This window comes from Streptomyces sp. NPDC047917, from assembly GCF_043204345.1.
GTDB lineage: Bacteria > Actinomycetota > Actinomycetes > Streptomycetales > Streptomycetaceae > Streptomyces > Streptomyces sanglieri.
This window is the reverse complement of record NZ_JBIDCA010000001.1, coordinates 785,719-806,855: the sequence shown is the minus strand read 5'-3', so window position 1 is coordinate 806,855 and position 21,137 is coordinate 785,719. Positions and strand designations below refer to the sequence as shown.

At 72.6% G+C, this 21,137-nt stretch carries 19 protein-coding genes; 8 read left to right on the top strand and 11 right to left on the bottom strand.

Translation table 11 applies throughout. The features are described 5' to 3' along the window. Position 1 precedes the first annotated feature (1 nt). The 3 genes from ACGF8B_RS03575 to ACGF8B_RS03565 form a co-directional block, all read right to left on the bottom strand. Positions 2-1,744, bottom strand: a complete 1,743-nt coding sequence (locus ACGF8B_RS03575; RefSeq protein ID WP_392734344.1) for an L-aspartate oxidase — start codon at positions 1,742-1,744, stop codon at positions 2-4. Then, positions 1,741-2,667, bottom strand: a complete 927-nt coding sequence (gene panC, locus ACGF8B_RS03570; RefSeq protein ID WP_392734479.1) for a pantoate--beta-alanine ligase — start codon at positions 2,665-2,667, stop codon at positions 1,741-1,743. The genes ACGF8B_RS03575 and panC overlap by 4 nt, the downstream gene beginning before the upstream one ends. 233 nt (positions 2,668-2,900) lie before the next feature. Then, on the bottom strand, positions 2,901-3,845 hold the full coding sequence (locus ACGF8B_RS03565; protein ID WP_392734341.1) for a Rossmann-like and DUF2520 domain-containing protein: 945 nt from the start codon (positions 3,843-3,845) through the stop codon (positions 2,901-2,903). 191 nt (positions 3,846-4,036) lie between these two features. On the opposite strand from ACGF8B_RS03565, the gene ACGF8B_RS03560 reads away from it, so the two are divergent. Then, positions 4,037-5,332 carry a threonine aldolase family protein gene (locus tag ACGF8B_RS03560; RefSeq protein ID WP_392734339.1) on the top strand — a complete coding sequence of 432 codons (1,296 nt, stop codon included), beginning with the start codon at positions 4,037-4,039 and terminating at the stop codon, positions 5,330-5,332. Positions 5,333-5,359: 27 nt separating this feature from the next. On the opposite strand, the gene ACGF8B_RS03555 is transcribed toward ACGF8B_RS03560, so the two are convergent. Then, positions 5,360-5,710, bottom strand: a complete 351-nt coding sequence (locus tag ACGF8B_RS03555; RefSeq protein WP_392734337.1) for a hypothetical protein — start codon at positions 5,708-5,710, stop codon at positions 5,360-5,362. 105 nt (positions 5,711-5,815) lie between these two features. On the opposite strand from ACGF8B_RS03555, the gene ACGF8B_RS03550 reads away from it, so the two are divergent. Next, the gene (locus ACGF8B_RS03550; RefSeq protein WP_392734478.1) at positions 5,816-6,916 is read left to right on the top strand and encodes a DUF5937 family protein; all 1,101 of its coding nucleotides are present in this window, start codon (positions 5,816-5,818) and stop codon (positions 6,914-6,916) included. A 30-nt stretch (positions 6,917-6,946) separates the two neighbouring features. On the opposite strand, the gene ACGF8B_RS03545 is transcribed toward ACGF8B_RS03550, so the two are convergent. Together ACGF8B_RS03545 and ACGF8B_RS03540 are read right to left on the bottom strand one after the other, a co-directional pair. After that, positions 6,947-7,621 (bottom strand): response regulator, encoded by a 675-nt coding sequence (locus tag ACGF8B_RS03545; RefSeq protein WP_392734336.1) that lies wholly within the window; start codon positions 7,619-7,621, stop codon positions 6,947-6,949. A gap of 138 nt (positions 7,622-7,759) precedes the next feature. Next, positions 7,760-8,962: a sensor histidine kinase gene (locus tag ACGF8B_RS03540; protein ID WP_392734334.1), complete on the bottom strand. Its 1,203-nt coding sequence runs from the start codon at positions 8,960-8,962 to the stop codon at positions 7,760-7,762. Positions 8,963-9,057: 95 nt separating this feature from the next. Here ACGF8B_RS03540 and ACGF8B_RS03535 point away from each other — a divergent pair, with 95 nt between their 5' ends. Further along, complete coding sequence (locus ACGF8B_RS03535; protein WP_392734331.1) at positions 9,058-10,038, top strand: SAM-dependent methyltransferase; 981 nt, start codon at positions 9,058-9,060, stop codon at positions 10,036-10,038. A gap of 258 nt (positions 10,039-10,296) precedes the next feature. Then, a complete protein-coding gene (locus tag ACGF8B_RS03530; RefSeq protein WP_392734330.1) occupies positions 10,297-11,439 on the top strand; it encodes an NADH-quinone oxidoreductase subunit D in 1,143 nt (380 codons plus the stop codon). A 56-nt stretch (positions 11,440-11,495) separates the two neighbouring features. On the opposite strand, the gene ACGF8B_RS03525 is transcribed toward ACGF8B_RS03530, so the two are convergent. The 4 genes from ACGF8B_RS03525 to ACGF8B_RS03510 form a co-directional block, all read right to left on the bottom strand. Then, positions 11,496-12,512 (bottom strand): hypothetical protein, encoded by a 1,017-nt coding sequence (locus ACGF8B_RS03525; RefSeq protein ID WP_392734328.1) that lies wholly within the window; start codon positions 12,510-12,512, stop codon positions 11,496-11,498. Between the two features lie 116 nt (positions 12,513-12,628). Continuing rightward, positions 12,629-13,612 carry an ABC transporter substrate-binding protein gene (locus ACGF8B_RS03520; RefSeq protein WP_392734325.1) on the bottom strand — a complete coding sequence of 328 codons (984 nt, stop codon included), beginning with the start codon at positions 13,610-13,612 and terminating at the stop codon, positions 12,629-12,631. Positions 13,613-13,875: 263 nt separating this feature from the next. After that, positions 13,876-14,550, bottom strand: coding sequence for an ABC transporter permease (locus tag ACGF8B_RS03515; protein WP_392734324.1), 675 nt, complete (start codon positions 14,548-14,550; stop codon positions 13,876-13,878). Positions 14,551-14,553: 3 nt separating this feature from the next. Then, complete coding sequence (locus ACGF8B_RS03510) at positions 14,554-15,264, bottom strand: ABC transporter permease (RefSeq protein WP_259927835.1); 711 nt, start codon at positions 15,262-15,264, stop codon at positions 14,554-14,556. Between the two features lie 130 nt (positions 15,265-15,394). On the opposite strand from ACGF8B_RS03510, the gene ACGF8B_RS03505 reads away from it, so the two are divergent. Further along, positions 15,395-16,588 (top strand): ABC transporter ATP-binding protein, encoded by a 1,194-nt coding sequence (locus ACGF8B_RS03505; RefSeq protein WP_392734322.1) that lies wholly within the window; start codon positions 15,395-15,397, stop codon positions 16,586-16,588. Positions 16,589-16,639: 51 nt separating this feature from the next. Here ACGF8B_RS03505 and ACGF8B_RS03500 read toward each other — a convergent pair whose 3' ends face one another. Continuing rightward, positions 16,640-17,764 carry an alpha/beta hydrolase gene (locus ACGF8B_RS03500; RefSeq protein ID WP_392734320.1) on the bottom strand — a complete coding sequence of 375 codons (1,125 nt, stop codon included), beginning with the start codon at positions 17,762-17,764 and terminating at the stop codon, positions 16,640-16,642. 139 nt (positions 17,765-17,903) lie between these two features. On the opposite strand from ACGF8B_RS03500, the gene ACGF8B_RS03495 reads away from it, so the two are divergent. From ACGF8B_RS03495 to ACGF8B_RS03485, 3 genes are all read left to right on the top strand, one after another. Beyond that, positions 17,904-19,745 (top strand): phosphatidylglycerol lysyltransferase domain-containing protein, encoded by a 1,842-nt coding sequence (locus ACGF8B_RS03495; protein WP_392734319.1) that lies wholly within the window; start codon positions 17,904-17,906, stop codon positions 19,743-19,745. Positions 19,746-19,839: 94 nt separating this feature from the next. After that, positions 19,840-20,637 carry a dihydropteroate synthase gene (folP, locus tag ACGF8B_RS03490; RefSeq protein ID WP_392734476.1) on the top strand — a complete coding sequence of 266 codons (798 nt, stop codon included), beginning with the start codon at positions 19,840-19,842 and terminating at the stop codon, positions 20,635-20,637. Further along, entirely contained in the window at positions 20,634-21,116 is a 483-nt protein-coding gene (locus ACGF8B_RS03485) for a nuclear transport factor 2 family protein (protein ID WP_392734317.1), read from the top strand. The genes folP and ACGF8B_RS03485 overlap by 4 nt, the downstream gene beginning before the upstream one ends. The last annotated feature ends 21 nt before the right edge of the window (positions 21,117-21,137 follow it).

Genomic DNA, 21,137 nt, shown 5'->3' with positions numbered 1-21,137 from the left:
GTTACGGCTCCTCGGTGACGTCGGCGGGGTGGGTGGGGGGTGCTGCTGCGCAGTCTGGTGCCTGCGCGGGGCCTACGGGCCCGAATGCCTCGGTCTCCGTCCGACGGAGGACGGGCAGACGCTCCGGGGTGAGCCGGACGACGAGGTGGCGGCGCCAGTTCTCGTCGTCGCGCTCGGGCCGGTCCTCGCGCCAGTGGCAGCCGCGGGTCTCCTCGCGCTGCCGGGCGGCGGCGACCAGGACGCGCGAGACGAGCAACAGGTTGGTGACCTCCCACGCCTCGACGCCGGGCACCGCGACCTTGGGCTCGTCCGCCGCCACCGCCAGCGCGGCGCTGTCGTGGAGGGCCTCCAGCTCGTCGGCGGCGGTGTCCAGGCTCTCCCCGGAGCGCAGCACTCCGGCGCCCCGGGTCATGATCCGCTGGATCGTGGACCGGGCCTCCGGCGCGATCAGCGGGGACGGCGCGCGGTGGTCGCCGGCTTCGGCGGGGCCCGCGCCGGGCCGCTCCTCGATGATGTCCGCCGCGATGCGCTCGGCGAAGACGAGGCCTTCCAGGAGGGAGTTGGACGCCAGCCGGTTCGCGCCGTGCACACCAGTGCAGGCGACCTCGCCGCAGGCGTACAGGCCGGGCACCGTGGTACGTCCGCGCAGGTCGGTGCGGATGCCACCGGAGGCGTAGTGCGCGGCGGGGGCGACCGGGACCGGTTCGGTGACCGGGTCGATGCCGTGGGCGCGGCAGGCCGCCAGGATCGTGGGGAAGCGCTGCTCCCACATCTCGGCGCCGAAGTGGCGGGCGTCGAGGTACATGTGCAGGGTGCCGTGCAGTTCCATCTGCCGGGTGATGGCCTTGGCGACGATGTCGCGCGGGGCCAGCTCGGCCAGCTCGTGCTGCCCCACCATGAAGCGGGTGCCGGACGCGTCGACGAGATGGGCGCCCTCGCCCCGTACCGCCTCCGACACCAGCGGCTGCTGGCCCTCGGAGCCGGCGCCGAGGAAGAGGACCGTCGGGTGGAACTGGACGAATTCCAGGTCGGAGACCTCGGCTCCGGCGCGCAGCGCCAGCGCCACGCCGTCGCCGGTGGAGACCGCCGGATTGGTGGTGGCGGAGAAGACCTGGCCCATGCCGCCGGTGGCCAGGACCACCGCGGGGGCGCGGACCGCGCCGACGCCGTCGTGCTGGCCCTCGCCCATGACGTGCAGGGTGACGCCCGCGGTACGCCCTTCGGCGTCGGTGAGGAGGTCCAGGACGAGCGCGTTCTCCACGGTGTGCAGGGCGGCCTCGCGGACCGCCTCGACCAGGGCGCGGGAGATCTCGGCGCCCGTGGCGTCGCCGCCCGCGTGGGCGATGCGGCGGCGGTGGTGGCCGCCCTCACGGGTCAGCGCGATGTCGCCGCTGTCCGTGGTGTCGAAGTGGGCACCGGTCCCGATCAGCCTGCGTACGGCGTCGGGGCCCTCGGTGACCAGCATCCGGACCGCCGCCTCGTCGCACAGGCCGGCGCCCGCGACCAGGGTGTCGTCCAGGTGCTGCTCGGGGGTGTCGCCCTCGCCGAGGGCGGCGGCGATGCCGCCCTGCGCCCAGCGGGTGGAGCCGTCGTCGAGGCGGGCCTTGGTGACGACGACGGTGGCGAGGCCGGCGGCCGCGCAGCGCAGTGCGGTGGTGAGACCGGCCACGCCGGAGCCGACCACCACGACGTCGGCGTCGATGGACCAGCCGGGGGCGGGGGCGGTCAGGCGTATTCCGGTCACGTGGTGGCTCCGAAGGTCAGCGGGATGTTGTCGATGAGCCGGGTCTTGCCGACCCTCGCGGCGACGGCGAGGACCGCCTCGCCGGTGGTGCGGTCGTCGGGCAGCTCGGTGAAGTCGGCCGGGTCCACCAGCGCCAGGTAGTCCAGGACGAGCGGGGGCTGTGCGGCCGCCGCGTCGTCGAGGATCAGCAGCGCGGCGGCCCGTACCGCCGAGGGCCCGTCGACCGGGCGGGCCAGGGCCACCGCCTGGGTGTCGGCGGCGGCGCGGGCCTCGCCGAGCGCGGTGAGCGCGGCGGCCCGGCCGGTGGTGGCCGGGGTGGTCTGCGCGCGGGCGTGCAGCGCCTGCTGGGCGGCGAGCCGGTCACGGGCGGCGAACAGGGCCTTGGACAGGGCGAGGGCGGTGTGCCGCTCCTCGGCGTCCAGGAAGCGGTTGCGGCTGGAGAGCGCGAGGCCGTCCGGCTCGCGGACCGTCTCCACGCCGGCGATCTCCACCGGGAAGTTCAGATCGCGCACCATGCGGCGGATCAGTGCCAGCTGCTGGGCGTCCTTCTGCCCGAAGAACGCGACGTCGGGGCGGGTCAGGTGGAGGAGCTTGGCCACGACGGTGAGCATGCCGTCGAAGTGTCCGGGGCGCGAGGCCCCTTCGAGCCGCTCGCCCATGGGTCCCGCCGAGATCCGGACCTGCGGTTCACCGCCGGGGTAGACCTCGTCGACGGAGGGTGCGAAGACCGCGTCCGCCCCGGCGGCGGCCGCCACGGCGAGGTCGGCGTCGAGCGTGCGGGGGTAGCGGTCCAGGTCGGCTGCCTCGCCGAACTGGAGCGGGTTGACGAAAACGGTGACGACCACCTGGCCGTCGGGGCCCGCCGCCGCGCGGGCGGCGCGGATCAGGGTGGCGTGGCCCTCGTGCAGGGCGCCCATGGTCATGACGACGGCCCGCACCCCCTTGAGCGGGGCGGACGCGCCGAGCTCGGCGGCGGTACGGAGCAGGGCGGCGGGGCGGGGGGTACGGGGCGGGGCGGCGGGGGCGTCGGGCAGGGCGGCGGGGGTGCCGGGGGTGCCGGATCCGGAAGCGCCGGCGGTGCCGGGCCCCGGGGTGCCGGGCGGGTCGGCGGGGGAAGCGTCGGACGTACCCGGGCGGGGGGTGCCGGTCGTGTCGGTCATCGGGGCTCCTGTGATCCGGTGCCGTCCGCGGTGCCATCGGCCAGGACCCCGAGCAGGTCCTCGGCCAGCTCCGGCTTGAGCATGCCGTGGGCGAGGGCGCGGTCGGCGGTGGCGCGGGCCATCGCGACGTATCCGGCCACGGTCTGCGGGGCGTGCCTGCGCAGCTCGCCGATGTGCGCGGCGACCGTGCCCGCGTCACCGCGGGCCACCGGGCCGGTCAGCGCGGCGTCGCCGGAGCGCAGGGCGTTGTCGAGGGCGGCGCCGAGAAGGGGGCCGAGCATCCGGTCGGGGGCGGTGACCCCGGCCGTACGCAGCAGCTCCATCGACTGGGCGACCAGGGTGACCAGGTGGTTCGCGCCGAGCGCGAGCGCCGCGTGGTAGAGCGGACGGGAATCCTCCGCGATCCACTCGGGCTCGCCGCCCATCTCGATGACCAGCGCCTCGGCGGCCAGCCGCAGCTCCTCGGGGGCGGTCACGCCGAAGGAGCAGCCGGCCAGCCGCTGGACGTCGACGGAGGTGCCGGTGAACGTCATCGCGGGGTGCAGCGCGAGCGGGAGCGCGCCTGCCCGCAGCGCCGGGTCCAGGACCCGTGTCCCGTACCGCCCCGAGGTGTGGACGAGCAGCTGTCCCGGCCGCACCGCGCCGGTCTCGGCGAGGCCCTCCACCAGGCCGGGCAGGGCGTCGTCCGGGACGGTCAGCAGCACCAGCTCGGCGCGCGCGAGGACCTCGGCGGGCGGGACCAGCGGTACGTCGGGCAGCAGTGCGGCGGCCCGGCGCACGGACGCGTCGGAGACGCCGGAGACGGCGACCGGCCGGTGCCCGGCGAGCTGGAGCGACGCGGCGAGAGCGGGGCCGACACGGCCCGCGCCCACGACGCCGACCGTGAGGCGGGCGGGGCGGTCCCTCGCTTCGAGGGGGTCATGGGGGGCTGTTGCATTCACGCGGCGGTGGCCTTCCGTTCCAGTCCGCGGGGGGTACCGGACGATTTCTCTGCATGCTACGCCAGCGTTTCGTCCGGACCCTCGGCTGTCCACAGCCTGTGGGAAAAGTCCGGGCGGGGGCGCACGGCCCCGGGCCGTGAGCGCCCGTAAATCGTGCGGGCCCGGGCCGCACGCTGCGTGATGATCGTGCCATGGCAGACACCACAGACACCGACAGGCAGTCGCAGCCGGCATCACCGGATGAGCAGGCACTACCGAGGGATCAGGCATCGCCGGGAGGCCAGGCATCGCCGGGGAACCAGGAGGCTCAGGGGGACCAGGACGGGCAGGGGGACCAGGACGGGCAGGGGGACCAGGAGGAAGCGGAGCGGCAGCGCCGGATCAACGCCTGGGCCGCGGCCGAGCGGGTCCTGGTCCGGGCGCCCATGCACCTCTCGCTCGGTGAGCGGCTGACCGCGCTGGCGGCCGGGGCCGGGGCCGTCACCGATCTCGACCGCCCCGCCGACATCTACGGCGACGGCGTCGTCGCCGAGCTGGAGGAACGGATCGCGGGCCTGCTCGGCACGGAGGCCGCCGCGTTCTTCCCGACCGGGACGATGGCGCAGCAGGTCGCGCTGCGGTGCTGGGCCGGGCGGACCGGCAACCCCACGGTGGCGTTGCACCCGCTCGCCCACCCCGAGGTCCACGAGCGCGGCGCGATGGGGGCGGTGAGCGGGCTGCGCACCGTCCACCCGACCTCCGCGCCCCGGCTGCCCACGGCGCAGGAGATCCGTGACTTCGAGGAGCCGTTCGGCACGCTGATGCTGGAGCTGCCGTTGCGCGACGCCGGTTTCGTCCTGCCGACCTGGGAGGAGCTCCAGGACGTGGTGGCGGCCGCCCGGGAACGCGATGCGGTGGTGCACATCGACGGCGCGCGACTGTGGGAGTGCGCCCCCCACTTCGGGCGGGAGCTGCCGGAGATCGCGGCCCTCGCGGACAGCGTGTACGTGTCGTTCTACAAGACCCTCGGCGGCATCTCCGGCGCCGCGCTCGCCGGTCCCGCCTCGCTGATCGAGGAGGCCCGCACCTGGCGCCACCGTTACGGCGGGCAGCTCTTCCAGCAGTTCCCTGCGGCGCTCGCGGCGCTCATCGGCCTCGATCAGGAGCTGCCGCAGCTGCCTTCGTACGTGGCACAGGCCAAGGTGGTGGCCGGGGCACTGGCCGAGGGATTCTCGGCGGTCGGCGCCCCTTGGTTCCGGGTGCATCCGGAGCCGCCGCACACGCATCAGTTCCAGGTGTGGCTGCCGTACGGGGCGGACGTCCTCACGGAGGCAGCGGTGCGGCAGGCGGAGGAGACGGGCGTCTCGCTCTTCCGCAAGTGGTACCCCGCGGCCGCCGGGCCGCCCGGGACGTCGTTCACCGAGATGACGGTGGGACGTGAGGGGCTGCGGTGGACCGCCGACGACGTACGGGACGCGGTGCGGGAGTTCATGGAGCGGCTGGTCTGAAGGCTGTCGCCCGGGCCGGTGCCGTACTCAGGCGCCGGACGGGCGGCACTTCCCCGGCTTCGCGGACTCCCCAGACTTCCCGGGCTCCCCCGGCTTCCCGGACTTCCCCGGCTTCCCGGGCTCCCCCGACTCTCCGAGCTCCCCGGACCTACTGGCCTTCCCGGGCTTCCCGGCCTTCCCGATCCTCCAGAGCAAGGAGCGGAGCGCCGCCCACACGCGGCCGTGCGCCGGGCGGCCCGCGATCACCGCGTCGAAGCGGCGCCGTTCGCGGGCCTCGCGCACCACGCCCCAGTCGTGCCGGCCCGGCAGTGGTGGCGGCAGCTCGCCGCGCTGGGCCGCGCGGTAGCTGTCGATCATGTGCTGCTGAATGGCGTCCATGGCCTCAGCGTGGGCCGGTCCCGGCCGGCCCCGCCCGCCGATTGACGAGCCCCGTCAAATGGCGCCGGGCCTTTCGCGGTCACCCCGCACTATGGAGGGGTGAGCGTGCACATCGACATCGCCGGGCTGAGTCCCGACCGCATCGTCTTCGAGACCTCCCCCCTCGCCGAGCTGGGGCTGGCCCTGCATGCCCTCTCCGAACCGGGACACCACCCGGGCCTGCACGGCTGGGCGACGGCGACCTCCAGCGCGCTGGAGCCGGACCTCGCCGACCGGCTGCACGAGGCCGATTTCCTGTGGCGCCACACGTTCTCGGACGTCTTCATGCCGTTCGCCGGGATCCGCGGCGGCAACGGCAGGACGGGCGCCAACCTCGCCGAGGACCTCGACATCCTCGACCGGCTGGACGACGAGCGGTTCGTCGCCGCCGCCCTGGAGTTCACCTGCACCAGCCTGTACGGGCTCGGCGCGCCCTCCCCGCTCACCGATCCGACCATGCGCGCCCGCACCCTGGAGATGGCGGCGGCGCGCGGCCCCCGGCAGGTGGAGTTCGCCCAGCAGCTGCTGGCCGACCCGGCCCCGGTACGGGCCTGGGTGCGGCGCCTGTTCGAGGACTGCGACCGGGCTTTCTTCGCGGACACCTGGTGCCGGGTCCAGGTCCAGCTGGCCTCCGACGCCCGGCACAAGAACGACCTGCTGCGGCGCAAGGGGCTCGGCGAGGCGATGGCCGCGGTGTCCACGGCGCTGACCGTCGACGAGGCCGGGACCAGGATCAGCGCCGACAAGCTGAGCGAGGGCCGGACCAGCGCCGTCGGCCCCGGGCTCACCCTGATCCCGTCCACCTTCGGCTGGCCGCACCTCAACCTGCTGCACGCGCCGGGCTGGCGCCCGGTGATCCACTACCCGGTGCACCAGCCCGAGCTGCCCTCGCCCGCCTCCGTGGAACTGCTCCAGCTGCGCATGGAGGCGCTGGCCCACCCGATGCGGATGCGGCTCTGCCGCCACCTCGCCCGTTCCCCGCACACCACCGGCCAGCTCGCCGACACGCACGGCATCACGGCGCCCGAGGTCTCCCGGCATCTGGCGGTGCTGAAGAAGGCGGGCCTGGTCACCACCCGGCGGCGCGGCCGGTACGTACTGCACCAGCTGGACCTGACCTCGGTGGCACGGCTCGGCAGCGACTTCCTCGAAGGCATCCTGCGCTGAACCACCGGGCCGCCCCGGGCACGGCCCGGGTCAGACCGACCCGCCGCCGGCCCGGACCAGTCCGGTCTCGTACGCGAGGACCACGACCTGCACCCGGTCACGCAGGCTCAGCTTGGTGAGGATGCGGCCCACGTGCGTCTTCACGGTCGCCTCGGAGAGCACCAGGCGCGCCGCGATCTCGCCGTTCGACAGGCCCTGGGCCACCAGCAGCATCACCTCGCGCTCGCGCTCGGTGAGCCGGGCGATGTCCTTGTGCTGCGGTTCGCTGTTGCCGCTCGGCAGCATCGGGGAGAAGCGGTCGAGCAGCCGGCGGGTGGTGGACGGGGCGACGACGGCGTCCCCGCTGTGCACGGAGCGGATGGCGGCGAGCAGTTCGGCGGGCGGCACGTCCTTGAGCATGAAACCGCTGGCCCCGGCCTTCAGCCCGGAGAAGGCGTACTCGTCGAGGTCGAACGTGGTCAGGATGAGCACCTTGGGCGCGTCCGGCTCCGCGCACATCCGCCGGGTGGCCTCGACACCGTCCAGCCTCGGCATCCGTACGTCCATCAGCACCACATCGACGGCGGTGGAGCGGAGGTTCTCGATCGCCTCCGCGCCGTCGCCCGCCTCGGCCACGACCTCCATGTCCGGCTGGGCGGCGAGCACCATCCGGAAGCCGGTGCGCAGCAGCACCTGGTCGTCGACGAGCATCACGCGGATGGCCATGAGGTGTCCTGTCTCCTGTCTGTCCCGCAGATCCGAGTTCCGTACTCCGGATCCCAAGTTCTGTACTGCGGATCCCAGGTTCTGTACTGCGGATCCCAAGTTCTGTACTGCGACGATTCCGAAGAACCGGGTCGGGCCCTAGTGGGCCGGCTTGAGCGGCAGCAGCGCGCTGATCCGGAAGCCGCCGCCGGGACGCGGTCCGGCGTCCAGCGTGCCGCCGACCATGCCGACCCGCTCGCGCATCCCGATCATTCCGTGGCCCGCGCCGTCGGCGCCGCCGTCCTCGTACAGTTCGTGCGCCGCGCCCCGGCCGTCGTCCTCGACCAGCAGCCCGAGCCCGTCGTCGAAGTAGACCAGACGCACGCTGGCCCCCGCATCGGGACCGCCGTGCTTGCGGGTGTTGGTCAGGGCCTCCTGCACGATGCGGTACGCGGTCAGCTCGACCCCGCTGGGCAGCGGGCGCGGGGTGCCCTCGACCTTGAAGTCGACAGCCAGGCCGGTCTGCCTGACCTGCTCGATCAGGTCCTCGATCTGGTCCACGTCCGGCTGCGGGACGTACTCCCCGCTCTCCTGCGCATCGCCCGTCCGCAACACCCCGAGCAGCCGCCGCATCTCGGCGAGCGCCTGCCTGCCGGTGCTGGAGATGGTCTCCAGTGCCTGCCGGGCCTGGTCGGGTGCGGCGTCCATGACGTACGCCGCACCGTCGGCCTGCACCACCATCACCGACACGTTGTGCGCGACGACGTCGTGGAGCTCGCGGGCGATCCGGGCCCGCTCGGCCGCGACCGCGACCTTCGACTGCGCCTCGCGCTCCCGCTCCAGCCGGGCGGCGCGCTCCTCCAGCTGACTGAAGTAGGCGCGCCTGGTCCGCATCGAGTCGCCCAGCACCCAGGCGAGCACGAACGGCACGGTCAGCACGATGACGACGAAGGTCTGCTCGGCCCAGCCGCCCTGCGGTGCCTCCTGCTGCCAGCGCAGCTTGGACAGACCCGCCGCGCCCAGGCTGCAGACCAGCGCGAGCCGGGACGCCCAGCGCTCCCCGACGGTGGCCACGGTGAAGACGATCACCAGCATGGCGAAGTTCGCGACACCGGGGCCGACCCCGGTGACCAGTTGCGCCACGCCCATCGCGATGGCGAGCAGCAGCATCTTCTCCGGCACGCGCCGGCGCAGCGCGACGACGACGCAGAGACCGAGGGCGATCGGAACAGCGGCGGCGCGCCCCGCCCCGATGCCCGGGGCACCCACCATGGACATGCCGGAGAGCACGAGGAGGACGACGGCCCAGAAGCAGTCGACGCCCGTCGGGTGTCTGCGGATGAAGTCGTAGAGGCGCTGCACGTAACCCAGCGTAGGGACAGGCGGGGGCACCCGGGTCAGCCGAAGGGCCGATCCGGCTCCGGGGACCGTACTCCCCAAGGTGGAGACTTGGACAGGTGACGGATGAGTGGCGTGGGTGGCAGGTGGCGGCGGAGACCGCTTTGTACGGGGACGGGGGGTTCTACCGGAGCCCCGAGGGGCCAGCGGGCCACTTCCGTACCTCCGTCCACGCGTCCCCGCTCTTCGCCTCCGCCGTCGCCCGGCTGCTGGTCGGGACGGCACGCGAGCTGGGCACCGGATCGGTCGATCTGGTGGACGTGGGCGCCGGCCGGGGCGAGCTGCTGACGGGGGTGCTGGCGGCGCTGCCCGCGGCGGGCGGCGACGGCCTCGGCGTACGGGCGTACGCCGTGGAACTGGCCGCCCGCCCGCCCGGTCTGGATCCCCGGATCGAGTGGTGCGCCGAACCGCCGCCGCGGACGTACGGGCTGCTGTTCGCCAACGAGTGGCTGGACAACGTCCCGACCGAGGTCGCCGAGACCGACCCGGACGGCGTCGACCGGTACGTCCTGGTCCGGGCGCAGGACGGCGCCGAGCGGCTGGGCGAGCCGGTGACCGGGGCGGACGCCGAGTGGCTGCGCCGCTGGTGGCCGTCGGCCGGCCCGGGTGGCCGCGCGGAGATCGGCCGCCCCCGCGACGAGGCCTGGGCGCGGGCGGTGTCCACGGTGTCCGGGGGGCTGGCCGTGGCGGTGGACTACGCCCATGTGCACGACGCCCGGCCCCCGTTCGGCACCCTGACCGGCTTCCGGGCCGGCCGCGAGGTCCGGCCGGTGCCGGACGGCAGCTGCGACCTCACCTCGCACGTGGCACTGGACGCCTGCGCCGCGGCCGGGTCCTGCGCCGGTGCGCCGCCCGAACTACTGAGCCAGCGCGAGGCGCTGCACCGCCTCGGCGTCGGCGGCGGACGCCCGCCCCTGGCCCTGGCGTCGGCCGACCCGGCCGGCTACGTACGGGCGCTCGCCTCGGCGGGCGAGGCGGCGGAGCTGACGGCCCGGGGCGGCCTCGGCGACTTCGGCTGGCTGATGCAGCGCAGAGGCTGAGCCCGGGCCCCGGCCGACCGGACACGGAGGTCCGGGGCCGGGCACGGGCGCGGAGGTCCGGGGCCGGGGTCCGAGACCGGGGCCAGGGTCCGAGACCGAGGCCAAAGGACGAAACCGGGGCCGGGGGCTGAGGCTGGGGTCCGAAGCCACGCACGACGCCCGAGGCCGGGGCCCGAAGCCACGCACGGGGTCCGGGGCCGGGGTCCGGGGCCGGGGCCCGGGGCCGGGGCCCGGGTGCGTTCGCGCGATACTGGCCGCATGACGGAGACGACGGTCGGCATCGGCGGCGCGGCGGAGAGCACCGACATGGTGCTCAACATCGGCCCCCAGCACCCCTCCACCCATGGCGTGCTCCGACTGCGCATCGTCCTGGACGGCGAGCGCATCCGGCACGCCGAGCCGGTCATCGGCTACATGCACCGCGGCGCGGAGAAGCTGTTCGAGGCCCGCGACTACCGGCAGATCGTGATGCTCGCCAACCGCCACGACTGGCTGTCGGCGTTCTCCAACGAGCTGGGCGTCGTGATGGCCGTGGAACGCATGCTCGGCATGGAGGTCCCGGAGCGCGCGGTCTGGACCCGCACCCTGCTCGCCGAGCTGAACCGGGTCCTGAACCACCTGATGTTCCTCGGCTCGTACCCGCTCGAACTCGGCGGGATCACCCCGGTGTTCTACGCCTTCCGCGAGCGCGAGGAGCTCCAGGCCGTGATGGAGGAGGTCTCCGGCGGCCGGATGCACTACATGTTCAACCGGGTCGGCGGCCTCAAGGAGGACCTGCCGGCGGGCTGGCTCGGCCGCGCCCGGGACGCCGTCGCCTCGGTCCGGTCCCGGATGGACGTCTACGACGACCTGGTGCTCGGCAACGAGATCTTCCGGGGCCGCACCCGTGGCGTCGGCGTGCTCTCCGCCGGGACCGCGCACGCGTACGGGGTGTCCGGGCCGATCGCCCGCGCCTCGGGCGTCGATTTCGATCTGCGACGCGACGAGCCGTATCTCGCGTACGGGGAACTCCAGGACACCCTGAAGGTGGTCACCCGCACCGAGGGCGACTGCCTGGCCCGCTTCGAGTGCCTGCTGGAACAGACCCACAACGCCCTGGACCTCGCGGACGCCTGCCTGGACCGGATGGCCGCCCTGCCCCCCGGCCCGATCAACCAGCGGCTGCCCAAGGTGCTGAAGGCCCCCGAGGGCCACACCTACGCCTGGACCGAGAACCCGCTCGGCGTCAACGGCTACTACCTGGTGTCCAGGGGCGAGAAGACCCCGTACCGGCTGAAGCTCCGCTCCGCCTCGTTCAACAACATCCAGGCGCTCACCGAGCTGCTGCCGGGCACGCTGGTCGCCGACATGGTGGCGATCCTGGGCTCGCTCTTCTTCGTCGTCGGCGACATCGACAAGTAGGCGACATCGGCAAGTAGCGGCGGCCGTCCCGGGGCCCGGGGCGGCCACCCTCCGCCCTACGAGATCGCGCTGCGCAGCTCCACCACGTCCAGCTGCTCGGTCTCGTCGTGCGCGGTCAGGTCGATGACCTCGCCGACGACCCGGTTCCCGGTCTTGCCGGTGTGGTGCGCGGCGAGTGCCTCCTCGCCCACCACGTCGGCGAGGTCCTCGTTCTGCACGGACTCGATCGCGGCCCGCGCCGCCTTCTGCGTACCGAAGAAGTCGAAGCTGCCCTGCGGCACCGGATGGCGGCGGGACGCCGCGTACGGGGCGACGGCGGTGGAGGCCGGTGCGGTGCGCGCCGGGGGCAGCGCGGCGGACTGCCGGGGTGCGGGCAGGGCGGCCGGCGGACGCAGGTGCTGCGCGCCGGTCCGGTCCTCGGCCGCGGCGTGCCTGCCCCGCTGCTCCTCCGCCTCCCGGGACCGCTCCGCGAGATCACGCTTCCTGGCCTGCTCGGCGGTGCGGCGCGCCTCCTGGAGCGCCCCGTTGCGGGAGAGGTCCTCCAGCGCCTGGGCGGCACGCAGATAGGCGGCCGGCGTCGGGGTGGAGCGGGCGGCGGGCAGCTCCCGGGGCGGGGCGGCGGCTTCGAGCGCGAGCTGCCTGCGGCCCTCCAGTGCGCTGGCCCGCTCGGTCTCGGCGGTGGCGTACCGGCGCAGCAGGGCGGCGTGCTCGCCGCGCAGGTTGGCCAGCTCCACGCGCTTGCGGCGCAGCTTCGTCTCCAGCCGGGTGCGCAGCTCCCGCGACTCCTCCAGGTCGGACTCCAGCTCGGCGATCCGTTCCTCGGCCCGCCATTCGTCGCCGGCCCGGGCCCGGGTCAGCTCCGCGACCCGGCGGCCGGCCTCCCGGTCCCAGCTGCGCATCAGATACGCGCCGGTCACGGCGGCGGCCGCGGCGGCTGCCGCCAGACCGCGCAGGACCAGGGGCTCGGCGAGCAGCCAGGTGCTTCCGGCACAGAGGACCGAGACTCCGACGACTGCCGACGACGGAAGGATTCTGTGCAGAGGTGGCGAATGGCGATGGCGTCCACGTGGCATGGCCTGAAATTTACCGTGTGTACGGGGCACTTGGGGGGCCGCCCGGCAATCTGTTCCCTCCCGGTTACCTGACGGCCCCCATTCTCCTGCCCGACGGCCTCTTTCCCCCTCGATTCCTACTTCTGGACGAGGCTCTTCGAGCGCAGATACTCCTTGGCCACATCCGCGGGCTTTGCGCGCTCCGCGTCGACCTTGCGGTTCAGTTCCGCGAGATCTCCGGTGGTGAGCGCCTTGGTGAGCTTGCCGAGCGCGTCGGCAATGTCCTGCGAACCGGCGTCCTCGGCATTGAGGACCGGCAGCACGTTGTCGGCGTTCTGGAGCTTCTTGTCGTCCTCCAGGAACACCAGGCCGTAACTGTCCAGCACCGCGTCCGTGGTGGTGGTGAGGACCAACTGGTCCTTGCCGTCCTTGACCGCCTGCTTGGACTGCGGCGTACCGACTCCCTTGGGGTCGATTCCGGTGACATCGATGCCGTACGTCTTCTTCAGACCCGGTGCGCAGAACGGCCGCACCTCGCACTCGTCACCTGCCGCGATCTTCACCGCGGCCTTCGACCTGCCGAGGTCGGAAAGGGTCTTGAGCTTGTTCTTCGCGGCGAATTCCTTCGTCACCGCGAAGGCGTTCTGGTCGACGGCGGCACCGGGCGGGAGCACCTTCAGTCCGCGCGGGATGGCGAGCTTCTCCAGCGCGGCGACGGTGGCCGCCGTGTCACCGGAGGCGACCGGCGCCTTCTCGGCCTTCTTCGCGCCGTTCACCTTGGCATTGAGGAATTCGGCGATCGTCGCGGCGTATTCCGGGACGACATCGATCTCGCCCTTCTCCAGCGAGGGCTCGTACAGTTCCCGGTTCGCCACCGTGGTGATCGAGGTGCTGTACCCGGCGTCGCCCAGGACCTGCGCGTACAGCTCCGCGAGCACCTTGGACTCGGTGAAGGAGGCGGCGCCGACGACGAGGGAGCCCTTCTTGCCGGAGCCCGCGGCGCCGGCGGATGCCGAGCCCGCCTTGTCCTTCTCCAGGCTGTCGCCGCCGCAGGCGGCGAGCGAGCCGGCCAGCGCGACCATGCCGATGACCGCGCCGGCTATGCGCGAGGTCTTGCTCATTGTTGTTCTCCGTCCACAGCAACCGTCTGATCTGGAATGGGATGGGATGGAATGGGATGGGGTCCGGGGATCACGGACCGGGAAGGGGATCGGGTCCGGGGATCACGGACCGGGAAGGGGATCGGGTCCGGGGATCACGGACCGGGAAGGGGATCGGGTCCGGGGATCACGGATCGGGAAGGGGATGGGATCCGGGATCACGGATCGGGAAGGGGATGGGATCCGGGATCACGGATCGGGTCCGGCTCGGCCGCCATACGCCCTCAGGCCGCCCGGCGGCGGCGCAGCGGTGACAGCAGCCGGTCCAGGCCCGCCAGCACCGCCTCCACCAGCAGCGCGAGCACGGCGACCAGCACCGCCCCCGCGACCACCTGCGGTGTGTTGTACGTGTTGAAGCCGGCGGTGATGATCCGGCCCAGGCCGCCCTGGCCGACCATCGCGGCGATCGTCGCCGTGGCGACCACCTGGACGGCGGCGGAGCGCAGCCCGGTCATGATCATCGGGTAGGCGAGCGGAAGCTCGACCCGTACGAAGAGCTGCCGTCCGGACATTCCCATGCCCCGCGCCGCCTCCGTCACCGACCGGTCGACCTCCGTCATCCCGACGTAGGCGTTGGTCAGCAGCGGTGGCACGGCGAACAGCACCAGCGCGATGACCGTCGGCACATATCCGGCGTTGCGCAGCGGCGAGACCATGAAGAGGGCCAGCACCGCGAATACCGGGACCGCCCGCCCCACGTTGGAGAGGTTGACGGCCAGCGCGCCGCCCTTCCCGATGTGCCCCAGGTACAGCGCGACCGGCAGCGCGATCGCGCAGGCCAGGGCGAGCGAGACACCGCTGACGTACAGATGCTCGACCAGCCGGTGGGCCGCACCGCTCTCCCCCGACCAGTTGGCGCCGGTGGTGAGCCAGGTCCAGGCCTCGCCGAGAACTCCCATGGATCAGACCGCCTTCGCCACGGTGTCCGCGCCCGTCCGCACGGCACGTATTCGGGTCCAGGGGGTCAACAGCCGCTGCACACCGAGCAGCAGCAGATCCGCGACGACCGCGAGCAGGACGCACAGGACCGAGGCGGTGAGCACCTGGGCCTTGAAGAAGCTGGGGAGCGCGTCGCCTATGAGGTTGCCGAGGCCGCCCCTGCCGATGATCGATCCGACCGTGGTCAGCGCGATCGTCGACACCGTGGCGATCCGCACACCGGCCATCAACGCGGGCATCGCCAGCGGGAGTTCGACCTCCCAGAGCAGCCGCACCGGCCCGTACCCCATCCCCTTCGCGGCCTCCTTCGCCTCCTGGGGGACGGCTTCGAGGCCGGCCAGGATGTTCCGCACGAGGATGGTCAGCGAGTACAGCACCAGGCCGGTGACCACCAGCGCGGCGGAGAGCCCGAACAGCGGCAGCAGCAGCGAGAACATGGCCAGCGAGGGCACGGTGTAGAGGATCGTCGTCAGCCCGAGCACCGGTCCGGCGAAACGGCGGCTGCGACGCGCGAGCAGCGCCAGCGGAAAGGCGACCAGCAGCCCGATCACCACCGAGACCGCGGTGATCCAGATGTGCTGGACCGTCGCATCGGTCAACTCCTGGCTGCGGGAACGGAGATACTCCCCGCAGATCCAGTCGTTCGTCACCAGGCAGTTCTGTCCCGCGGCCATCCGTCCCCACCTCCCGGTCGCCGTCTCGTACGTATGTATGGGCGACCCTATCCTCGACCACTGACAATCGCGGGGGCCGTTGTATTTCAGCAACACGTCCTTCACAGAACACGCGTCACAATGGGGAACCATGATCCGTTTCGAGCACGTCACCAAGCGGTACGCGGACGGCACCACCGCCGTCGACGACCTTTCCTTCGACGTCGCCGAGGGTGAACTGGTCACGCTCGTCGGGCCGTCGGGGTGCGGCAAGACGACCACCATGAAGATGGTGAACCGGCTGATCGAACCGACCGAGGGACGGATATTCCTCGACGGGGACGACATATCCGCCATCGACCCCGTCCGGCTGCGCCGCCGTATCGGATATGTGATCCAGCAGGTGGGGCTCTTCCCGCACCGCACGGTGCTGGAGAACACCGCGACCGTCCCGCATCTCCTGGGCTGGAAACGGGGAAAGGGACGGGAACGCGCGGCGGAACTCCTCGACCTTGTCGGACTTGACCCTTCCGTTTATGGCGACCGCTATCCGGAACAGCTCTCCGGAGGTCAGCGCCAACGCGTCGGCGTGGCCCGGGCACTGGCCGCGGACCCGCCGGTACTGCTGATGGACGAGCCTTTCGGCGCGGTCGACCCGGTCGTACGGGAACGGCTGCAGAACGAATTCCTGAAACTTCAGGAACAGGTCCGCAAAACCGTCCTGTTCGTCACGCACGACATCGAGGAAGCGGTCCGGCTCGGCGACCGGATCGCCGTCTACGGACAGGGTTCCATCGAGCAGTTCGACTCCCCGGCCACCGTGCTCGGCGCCCCCGCCACCCCGTACGTCGCGGACTTCGTCGGCGCCGACCGCGGCCTCAAGCGGCTCTCCGTCACCCCCATCGAGGAGGGCGACCTCGACCAGCCGCCCGTCGTCCACCTCGACGACTCCCTCGCGAGGGCGACCGAGCGGCTGCGGGCCGAGGGCGCGCGCTGGGCCGTCGTGCTGGACGGCAAGGACAATCTGCACGGCTGGATCCCGGCCGACGGGGCCGGGGCCGGAACCGGAACCGACGGCACGGTGCGCGCGCACGCCCGCCGCATGGAGGCGTGGCTGCCCGTCGGCGCCCCGCTCAAGCAGGCGTTCGCCACCATGCTCCAGCACGACGCGGGCTGGATCGCCGTCATCGACGCGGAGTCCACCGGCCGGTTCCTCGGCGTGCTCACCCCGGCCCGGCTGCACGAGGCGCTGCGCCGCTCGATCGACGCGGACGCCCAGGACGTGCCGCGCGCCGAGGTGGCGGTCGAGACCGTGGAGAGCGTCGGCAAGGCCGCCGCTCGGTGAGCCGGAGTCACCGAGCGGCGACCCGGACCGGTTCTCGCTTCAGTTCTCGCTTCAGTTCTCGCTGAGCCGGCTGCTCATCCAGTCCAGCGCCGAGGGGATCTCCCGCCGCCAGGTGTTGAAGTTGTGCCCGCCGCTGTCGAGCACGATCGAGGAGACCTGGGCGGGCGACTTCACCTTGGAGATGAACTGCTGCGTGGAGCGGTAGTTCCCCTCGCCGTGCCTGGACGTCGTGACCAGGAAGGACGCGTCGGGCTGCTTCGGCAGGTGGTCCAGCGTCCACATCAGATCGGCGCGGTTGCGGGCCTGCTGGTCGCCCTGGAAGAGATCACCGGTCGTCGGGTCCTCGGCCGCCTTGTAGTACGCGGAGAGCCCGACGCTCGCGGCGAACCGGTCCGGGTGGTGGAGGCCGATCTTCAGCGCACAGTATCCGCCGGTCGAATTGCCCATGATGCCCCAGTTGTGGGCCAGCTTTCCGACCCGGTACACGTCCGAGACGACGTTCGGCAGATCCTCCGCGAGGAACGTCTCGGTCTGCGGCCCGCCCTTGACGTCCACGCACTCGGTGTCCCTCGGCGGCGCCAGCGTCGGCCGCAGCATCACCAGGATCATCGGCTGTGCCCGGCCCGCCTTCACCCGTTCATGCGCCGTACGCGGATATCCGAGACCCTTCAGGAGGTTCTCCGGGATACCCGGGTAACCGGTCAGCACGACCACGGCGGGGAACTTGCGGCGGGCGAACGCCGGCTGGAAGTACTCGGGCGGGAGGTACACGTACGCCGAGCTCTCGATCCCCGACCGCCGGCCCGAGATCACGACCTTGTCGATCCGTCCGCTCTTCGCCGGCCGCGAGGCGCCCGGCACGTCCGGCAGCTGCATCCCGACCCGGACGATGTTCTTGGCCGCCAGCGTCCCGGCCGCGTGGTCCGTGACGACGCCGAGATCCTGCTTCTGGCCGAGCAGATCGGCCCACGATCCGTAGAAGAGGAAGGAGTTGTTGGCCAGCAGACCGACCGAGGAGAAGACCGTCACCTGGGTCACCAGCAACAGGCCGACCCGGCCCAGCACGGCGCGCACGCTGCGGCGGGCCAGCCGGGGCCAGAGCCAGATCGTGGCGGCGAAGAACACCAGGGCCAGCCCGATGACCAGTCCCAGGAACACATTGCTGGTGAGACCCATGGGGGTGAGCTTTCTTGTCTGGAAATTTCCGGCTGTCGGGTGAACCCCGGATCCGGAAGCCTCGTCCTACTAGTCGCACATCGTCCGGAGGGCTACGACCGAAGGACTACAAGAATCTCTCGCGGAACCACGGGAAGCGATGTCTGTCACGCTAGATGGGGATAAATCGGGATCGGTTCCGAGCTCTGTACGCAAGTTCGTACGCGGCCCGCGCCCCGAATCCGTACCGACGCTGGTCGGTACCGCCTGCACCGTCGTCGGCCTGATCGATGTCGCCGCAGGCGTGTTCCCGCGCTTCCGGCACAGCCGGATGCACACCCTCGCCGAGGTACTGCCCGGCGCCCTCGGGCCGTTCGCCGCCGCGCTCTCGCTGAGCGCCGGCGTCCTGCTGCTGCTCCTCGCCCACGGCCTCAAGCGGCGCAAGCGGCGGGCCTGGCGGGCCGCCGTCGTACTGCTGCCGGCCGGAGCGCTGGCGCAGTTCACCTACCGGCACTCGGTCATCGGCACGCTCGTCTCGCTGGTGCTCTGCCTGCTGCTGGTCCGCAACCGCGGCGAGTTCGCCGCGCTCCCCGACCCCCGCAGCCGCTGGCGGGCACTGGCCAACTTCGTGCTCCTCGGCGCGGGTTCGCTGGCCCTCGGACTGGTCGTCGTCAGCGCCCACCCCGGCCGGGTCGTCGGGAACCCCAGCGTCGCCGACCGGCTCCAGCACGTGCTGTACGGAATGCTCGGCTTCGAGGGGCCCGTCGAGTACGCCGGTGACACCTCCTGGACCGTGGCGTACTCCCTCGGCGCCCTCGGCCTGCTGACCGCCGTCACCACCATCTACCTCGCCTTCCGCCCCGAGCACCCGGCCGCCCGTCTCACCGAGGACGACGAGGCCCGGCTGCGCGCCCTGCTGGAGAAGCACGGCGGCCGCGACTCGCTCGGCCACTTCGCGCTCCGCCGCGACAAGGGTGTCGTCTTCTCCCCCAGCGGCAAGGCCGCCGTCTGCTACCGCGTGGTGTCCGGGGTGATGCTGGCCAGCGGCGACCCGATCGGCGACGTGGAGGCCTGGCCCGGCGCCATCGAACGGTTCATGGACGAGGCCAGGGCCCACTCCTGGACCCCTGCCGTGATGGGCTGCAGCGAGACCGGCGGCGAGGTCTGGACCCGCGAGACCGGGCTCGACGCCCTGGAACTGGGCGACGAGGCGGTGGTGGATGTCGCGGATTTCTCGCTCGCCGGGCGCGCGATGCGCAACGTACGCCAGATGGTGAAGCGCATTGAACGCCTCGGCTACGAGACCCGGGTCCGGCGCGTGAGCGACATCGGCGAGGACGAACTCGCCCGCATCCGCCGGGCCGCCGACGACTGGCGCGGCACCGACAACGAACGCGGCTTCTCCATGGCGCTCGGCCGGATCGGCGACGCGGCCGACGGGGACTGCGTCATCGCCACCGCCCACAAGGCCGGCGAACACACCGACGACTCCCCCTACGGCGACCTCAAGGCCGTACTCCACTTCGTCCCGTGGGGCCGCGACGGCATGTCCCTCGACCTGATGCGCCGCGACCGCTCCGCCGACCCCGGCATGAACGAGCTGCTGATCGTCGCCGCCCTCCAGGCGGCCCCCCAGCTCTCGGTCGAGCGGGTCTCGCTGAACTTCGCGATGTTCCGTTCGGCCCTCGCCCGCGGCGAGAAGCTCGGCGCCGGACCGGTGCTGCGGACCTGGCGCGGACTGCTGATCTTCCTGTCCCGCTGGTTCCAGATCGAATCGCTGTACAAGTTCAACGCCAAGTTCCGGCCACGCTGGGAACCCCGCTTCGTCGTCTACCGCACCGCCCGCGACCTGCCCCGCATCTCCCTCGCCGCCATGCAGGCGGAGGGCTTCGTGAGCCTGGCGCTGCCCCGCCCCTTCGCCCGCCGCTTCCCGGCCCCCCGGCCCCGCCCCTGCGCCCACACCGCGGCACCCGGCCGGGAGCAGCACGCGCGCGCGGCGTAGCTCCGCTCCGTACGGGGCCTACGCTGGTCGCATGAGTACGTTGCGTGGACGAGGCACGGTCCAGGGCCTTCCGGAGTGGGACCGCTGCGCGGTCATGGGTGTCGTGAACGTGACCCCGGACTCCTTCTCCGACGGAGGCCGCTGGTTCGACACCACGGCCGCGGTCAAACACGGCCTCGACCTGGTCGCCCAGGGCGCCGACCTGATCGACGTGGGCGGCGAGTCGACCCGCCCCGGCGCCAGCCGGGTGGACGCCTCGGAGGAGCTGCGGCGCGTGGTCCCGGTGGTCCAGGGCCTGGCGTCCGAAGGGGTCACGGTCTCCGTGGACACCATGCGTGCCCGGGTCGCCGAGCAGGCGGTCGCGGCCGGAGCGTCCCTGGTCAACGACGTGAGCGGCGGCCTCGCCGACCCCGACATGGTCCGGGTCGTCGCCGCGGCCGGCACCCCGTTCGTCGTGATGCACTGGCGCGGCTTCAGCGAGTCCATGAACAGCCGGGCGGTGTACGGGGACGTCGTCGCCGAGGTCGCCCGCGAGCTGCGGGAACGCATGGACGCCGTGGTCACCGGCGGCATCGCCCCGGAACGGATCGTGATCGACCCCGGGCTCGGCTTCGCCAAGGACGCCGCCCACGACCTCTCCCTGGTCGCCCACCTCGACGAGCTGCGCGACCTGGGCCGCCCGCTGCTGGTCGCCGCCTCCCGCAAGCGCTTCCTCGGCCACGTACTGGCGGGCGACGGCGCCGCCCCGCCCCCCGCCCGCGAACGCGACGCCGCCACCGCGGCGATCTCCGCGCTCTCCGCCCACGCCGGCGCCTGGGCCGTCCGGGTCCACGAGGTACGGGCCACGGCCGACGCCGTGCGGGTCGCCCGCGCCGTTGAGGGAGCCGCGTGAGCGGGCCCCGCGACGAGCACGCGGAGGCGGCCGCCGACATCGCGGCCGTCGAGCAGGCCAACACCGCCTTCTACGAGGCGATGGAGCGCGGCGACTTCGAGGAGCTCTCCGGGCTCTGGCTGCCGGGCGAGGACCTCACCGTCTCCTGCGTACACCCGGGCTGGCCGGTGCTGAGCGGCCGCGGCGAGGTGCTGCGCAGCTACGCGCTGATCATGGCGAACACCGAGTACATCCAGTTCTTCCTGACCGACGTCGGGATCTCGATGACCGGCGACACGGCCCTGGTGACGTGCACGGAGAACATCCTCAGCGGCGGCCCCGCGGAGGAGGGCAACGCGCTCGGACCGCTGGTCGGCCAACTCGTCGTGGCCACCAATGTGTTCCGGCGCACACCCGACGGCTGGAAGCTCTGGTCCCACCACGGCTCGCCCGTACTGACCGAAACCGGTGAGGAAGAGGACGAAGAGACCCCCTCCTGACCTGCCCGTCGGACGGCCGGG

Excerpts from the sequence above, each read along its gene's own strand:
- panC (WP_392734479.1), bottom strand. The coding sequence starts at position 2,667 with ATGACCATGGGCGCCCTGCACGAGGGCCACGCCACCCTGATCCGCGCC.
- ACGF8B_RS03560 (WP_392734339.1), top strand. The coding sequence starts at position 4,037 with ATGGCAGACACCACAGACACCGACAGGCAGTCGCAGCCGGCATCACCG.
- ACGF8B_RS03555 (WP_392734337.1), bottom strand. The coding sequence starts at position 5,710 with ATGGACGCCATTCAGCAGCACATGATCGACAGCTACCGCGCGGCCCAG.
- ACGF8B_RS03545 (WP_392734336.1), bottom strand. The coding sequence starts at position 7,621 with ATGGCCATCCGCGTGATGCTCGTCGACGACCAGGTGCTGCTGCGCACC.
- ACGF8B_RS03530 (WP_392734330.1), top strand. The coding sequence starts at position 10,297 with ATGACGGAGACGACGGTCGGCATCGGCGGCGCGGCGGAGAGCACCGAC.
- ACGF8B_RS03525 (WP_392734328.1), bottom strand. The coding sequence starts at position 12,512 with ATGCCACGTGGACGCCATCGCCATTCGCCACCTCTGCACAGAATCCTT.
- ACGF8B_RS03520 (WP_392734325.1), bottom strand. The coding sequence starts at position 13,612 with ATGAGCAAGACCTCGCGCATAGCCGGCGCGGTCATCGGCATGGTCGCG.
- ACGF8B_RS03515 (WP_392734324.1), bottom strand. The coding sequence starts at position 14,550 with ATGGGAGTTCTCGGCGAGGCCTGGACCTGGCTCACCACCGGCGCCAAC.
- ACGF8B_RS03510 (WP_259927835.1), bottom strand. The coding sequence starts at position 15,264 with ATGGCCGCGGGACAGAACTGCCTGGTGACGAACGACTGGATCTGCGGG.
- ACGF8B_RS03505 (WP_392734322.1), top strand. The coding sequence starts at position 15,395 with ATGATCCGTTTCGAGCACGTCACCAAGCGGTACGCGGACGGCACCACC.
- ACGF8B_RS03500 (WP_392734320.1), bottom strand. The coding sequence starts at position 17,764 with ATGGGTCTCACCAGCAATGTGTTCCTGGGACTGGTCATCGGGCTGGCC.
- ACGF8B_RS03495 (WP_392734319.1), top strand. The coding sequence starts at position 17,904 with ATGTCTGTCACGCTAGATGGGGATAAATCGGGATCGGTTCCGAGCTCT.
- folP (WP_392734476.1), top strand. The coding sequence starts at position 19,840 with ATGGGTGTCGTGAACGTGACCCCGGACTCCTTCTCCGACGGAGGCCGC.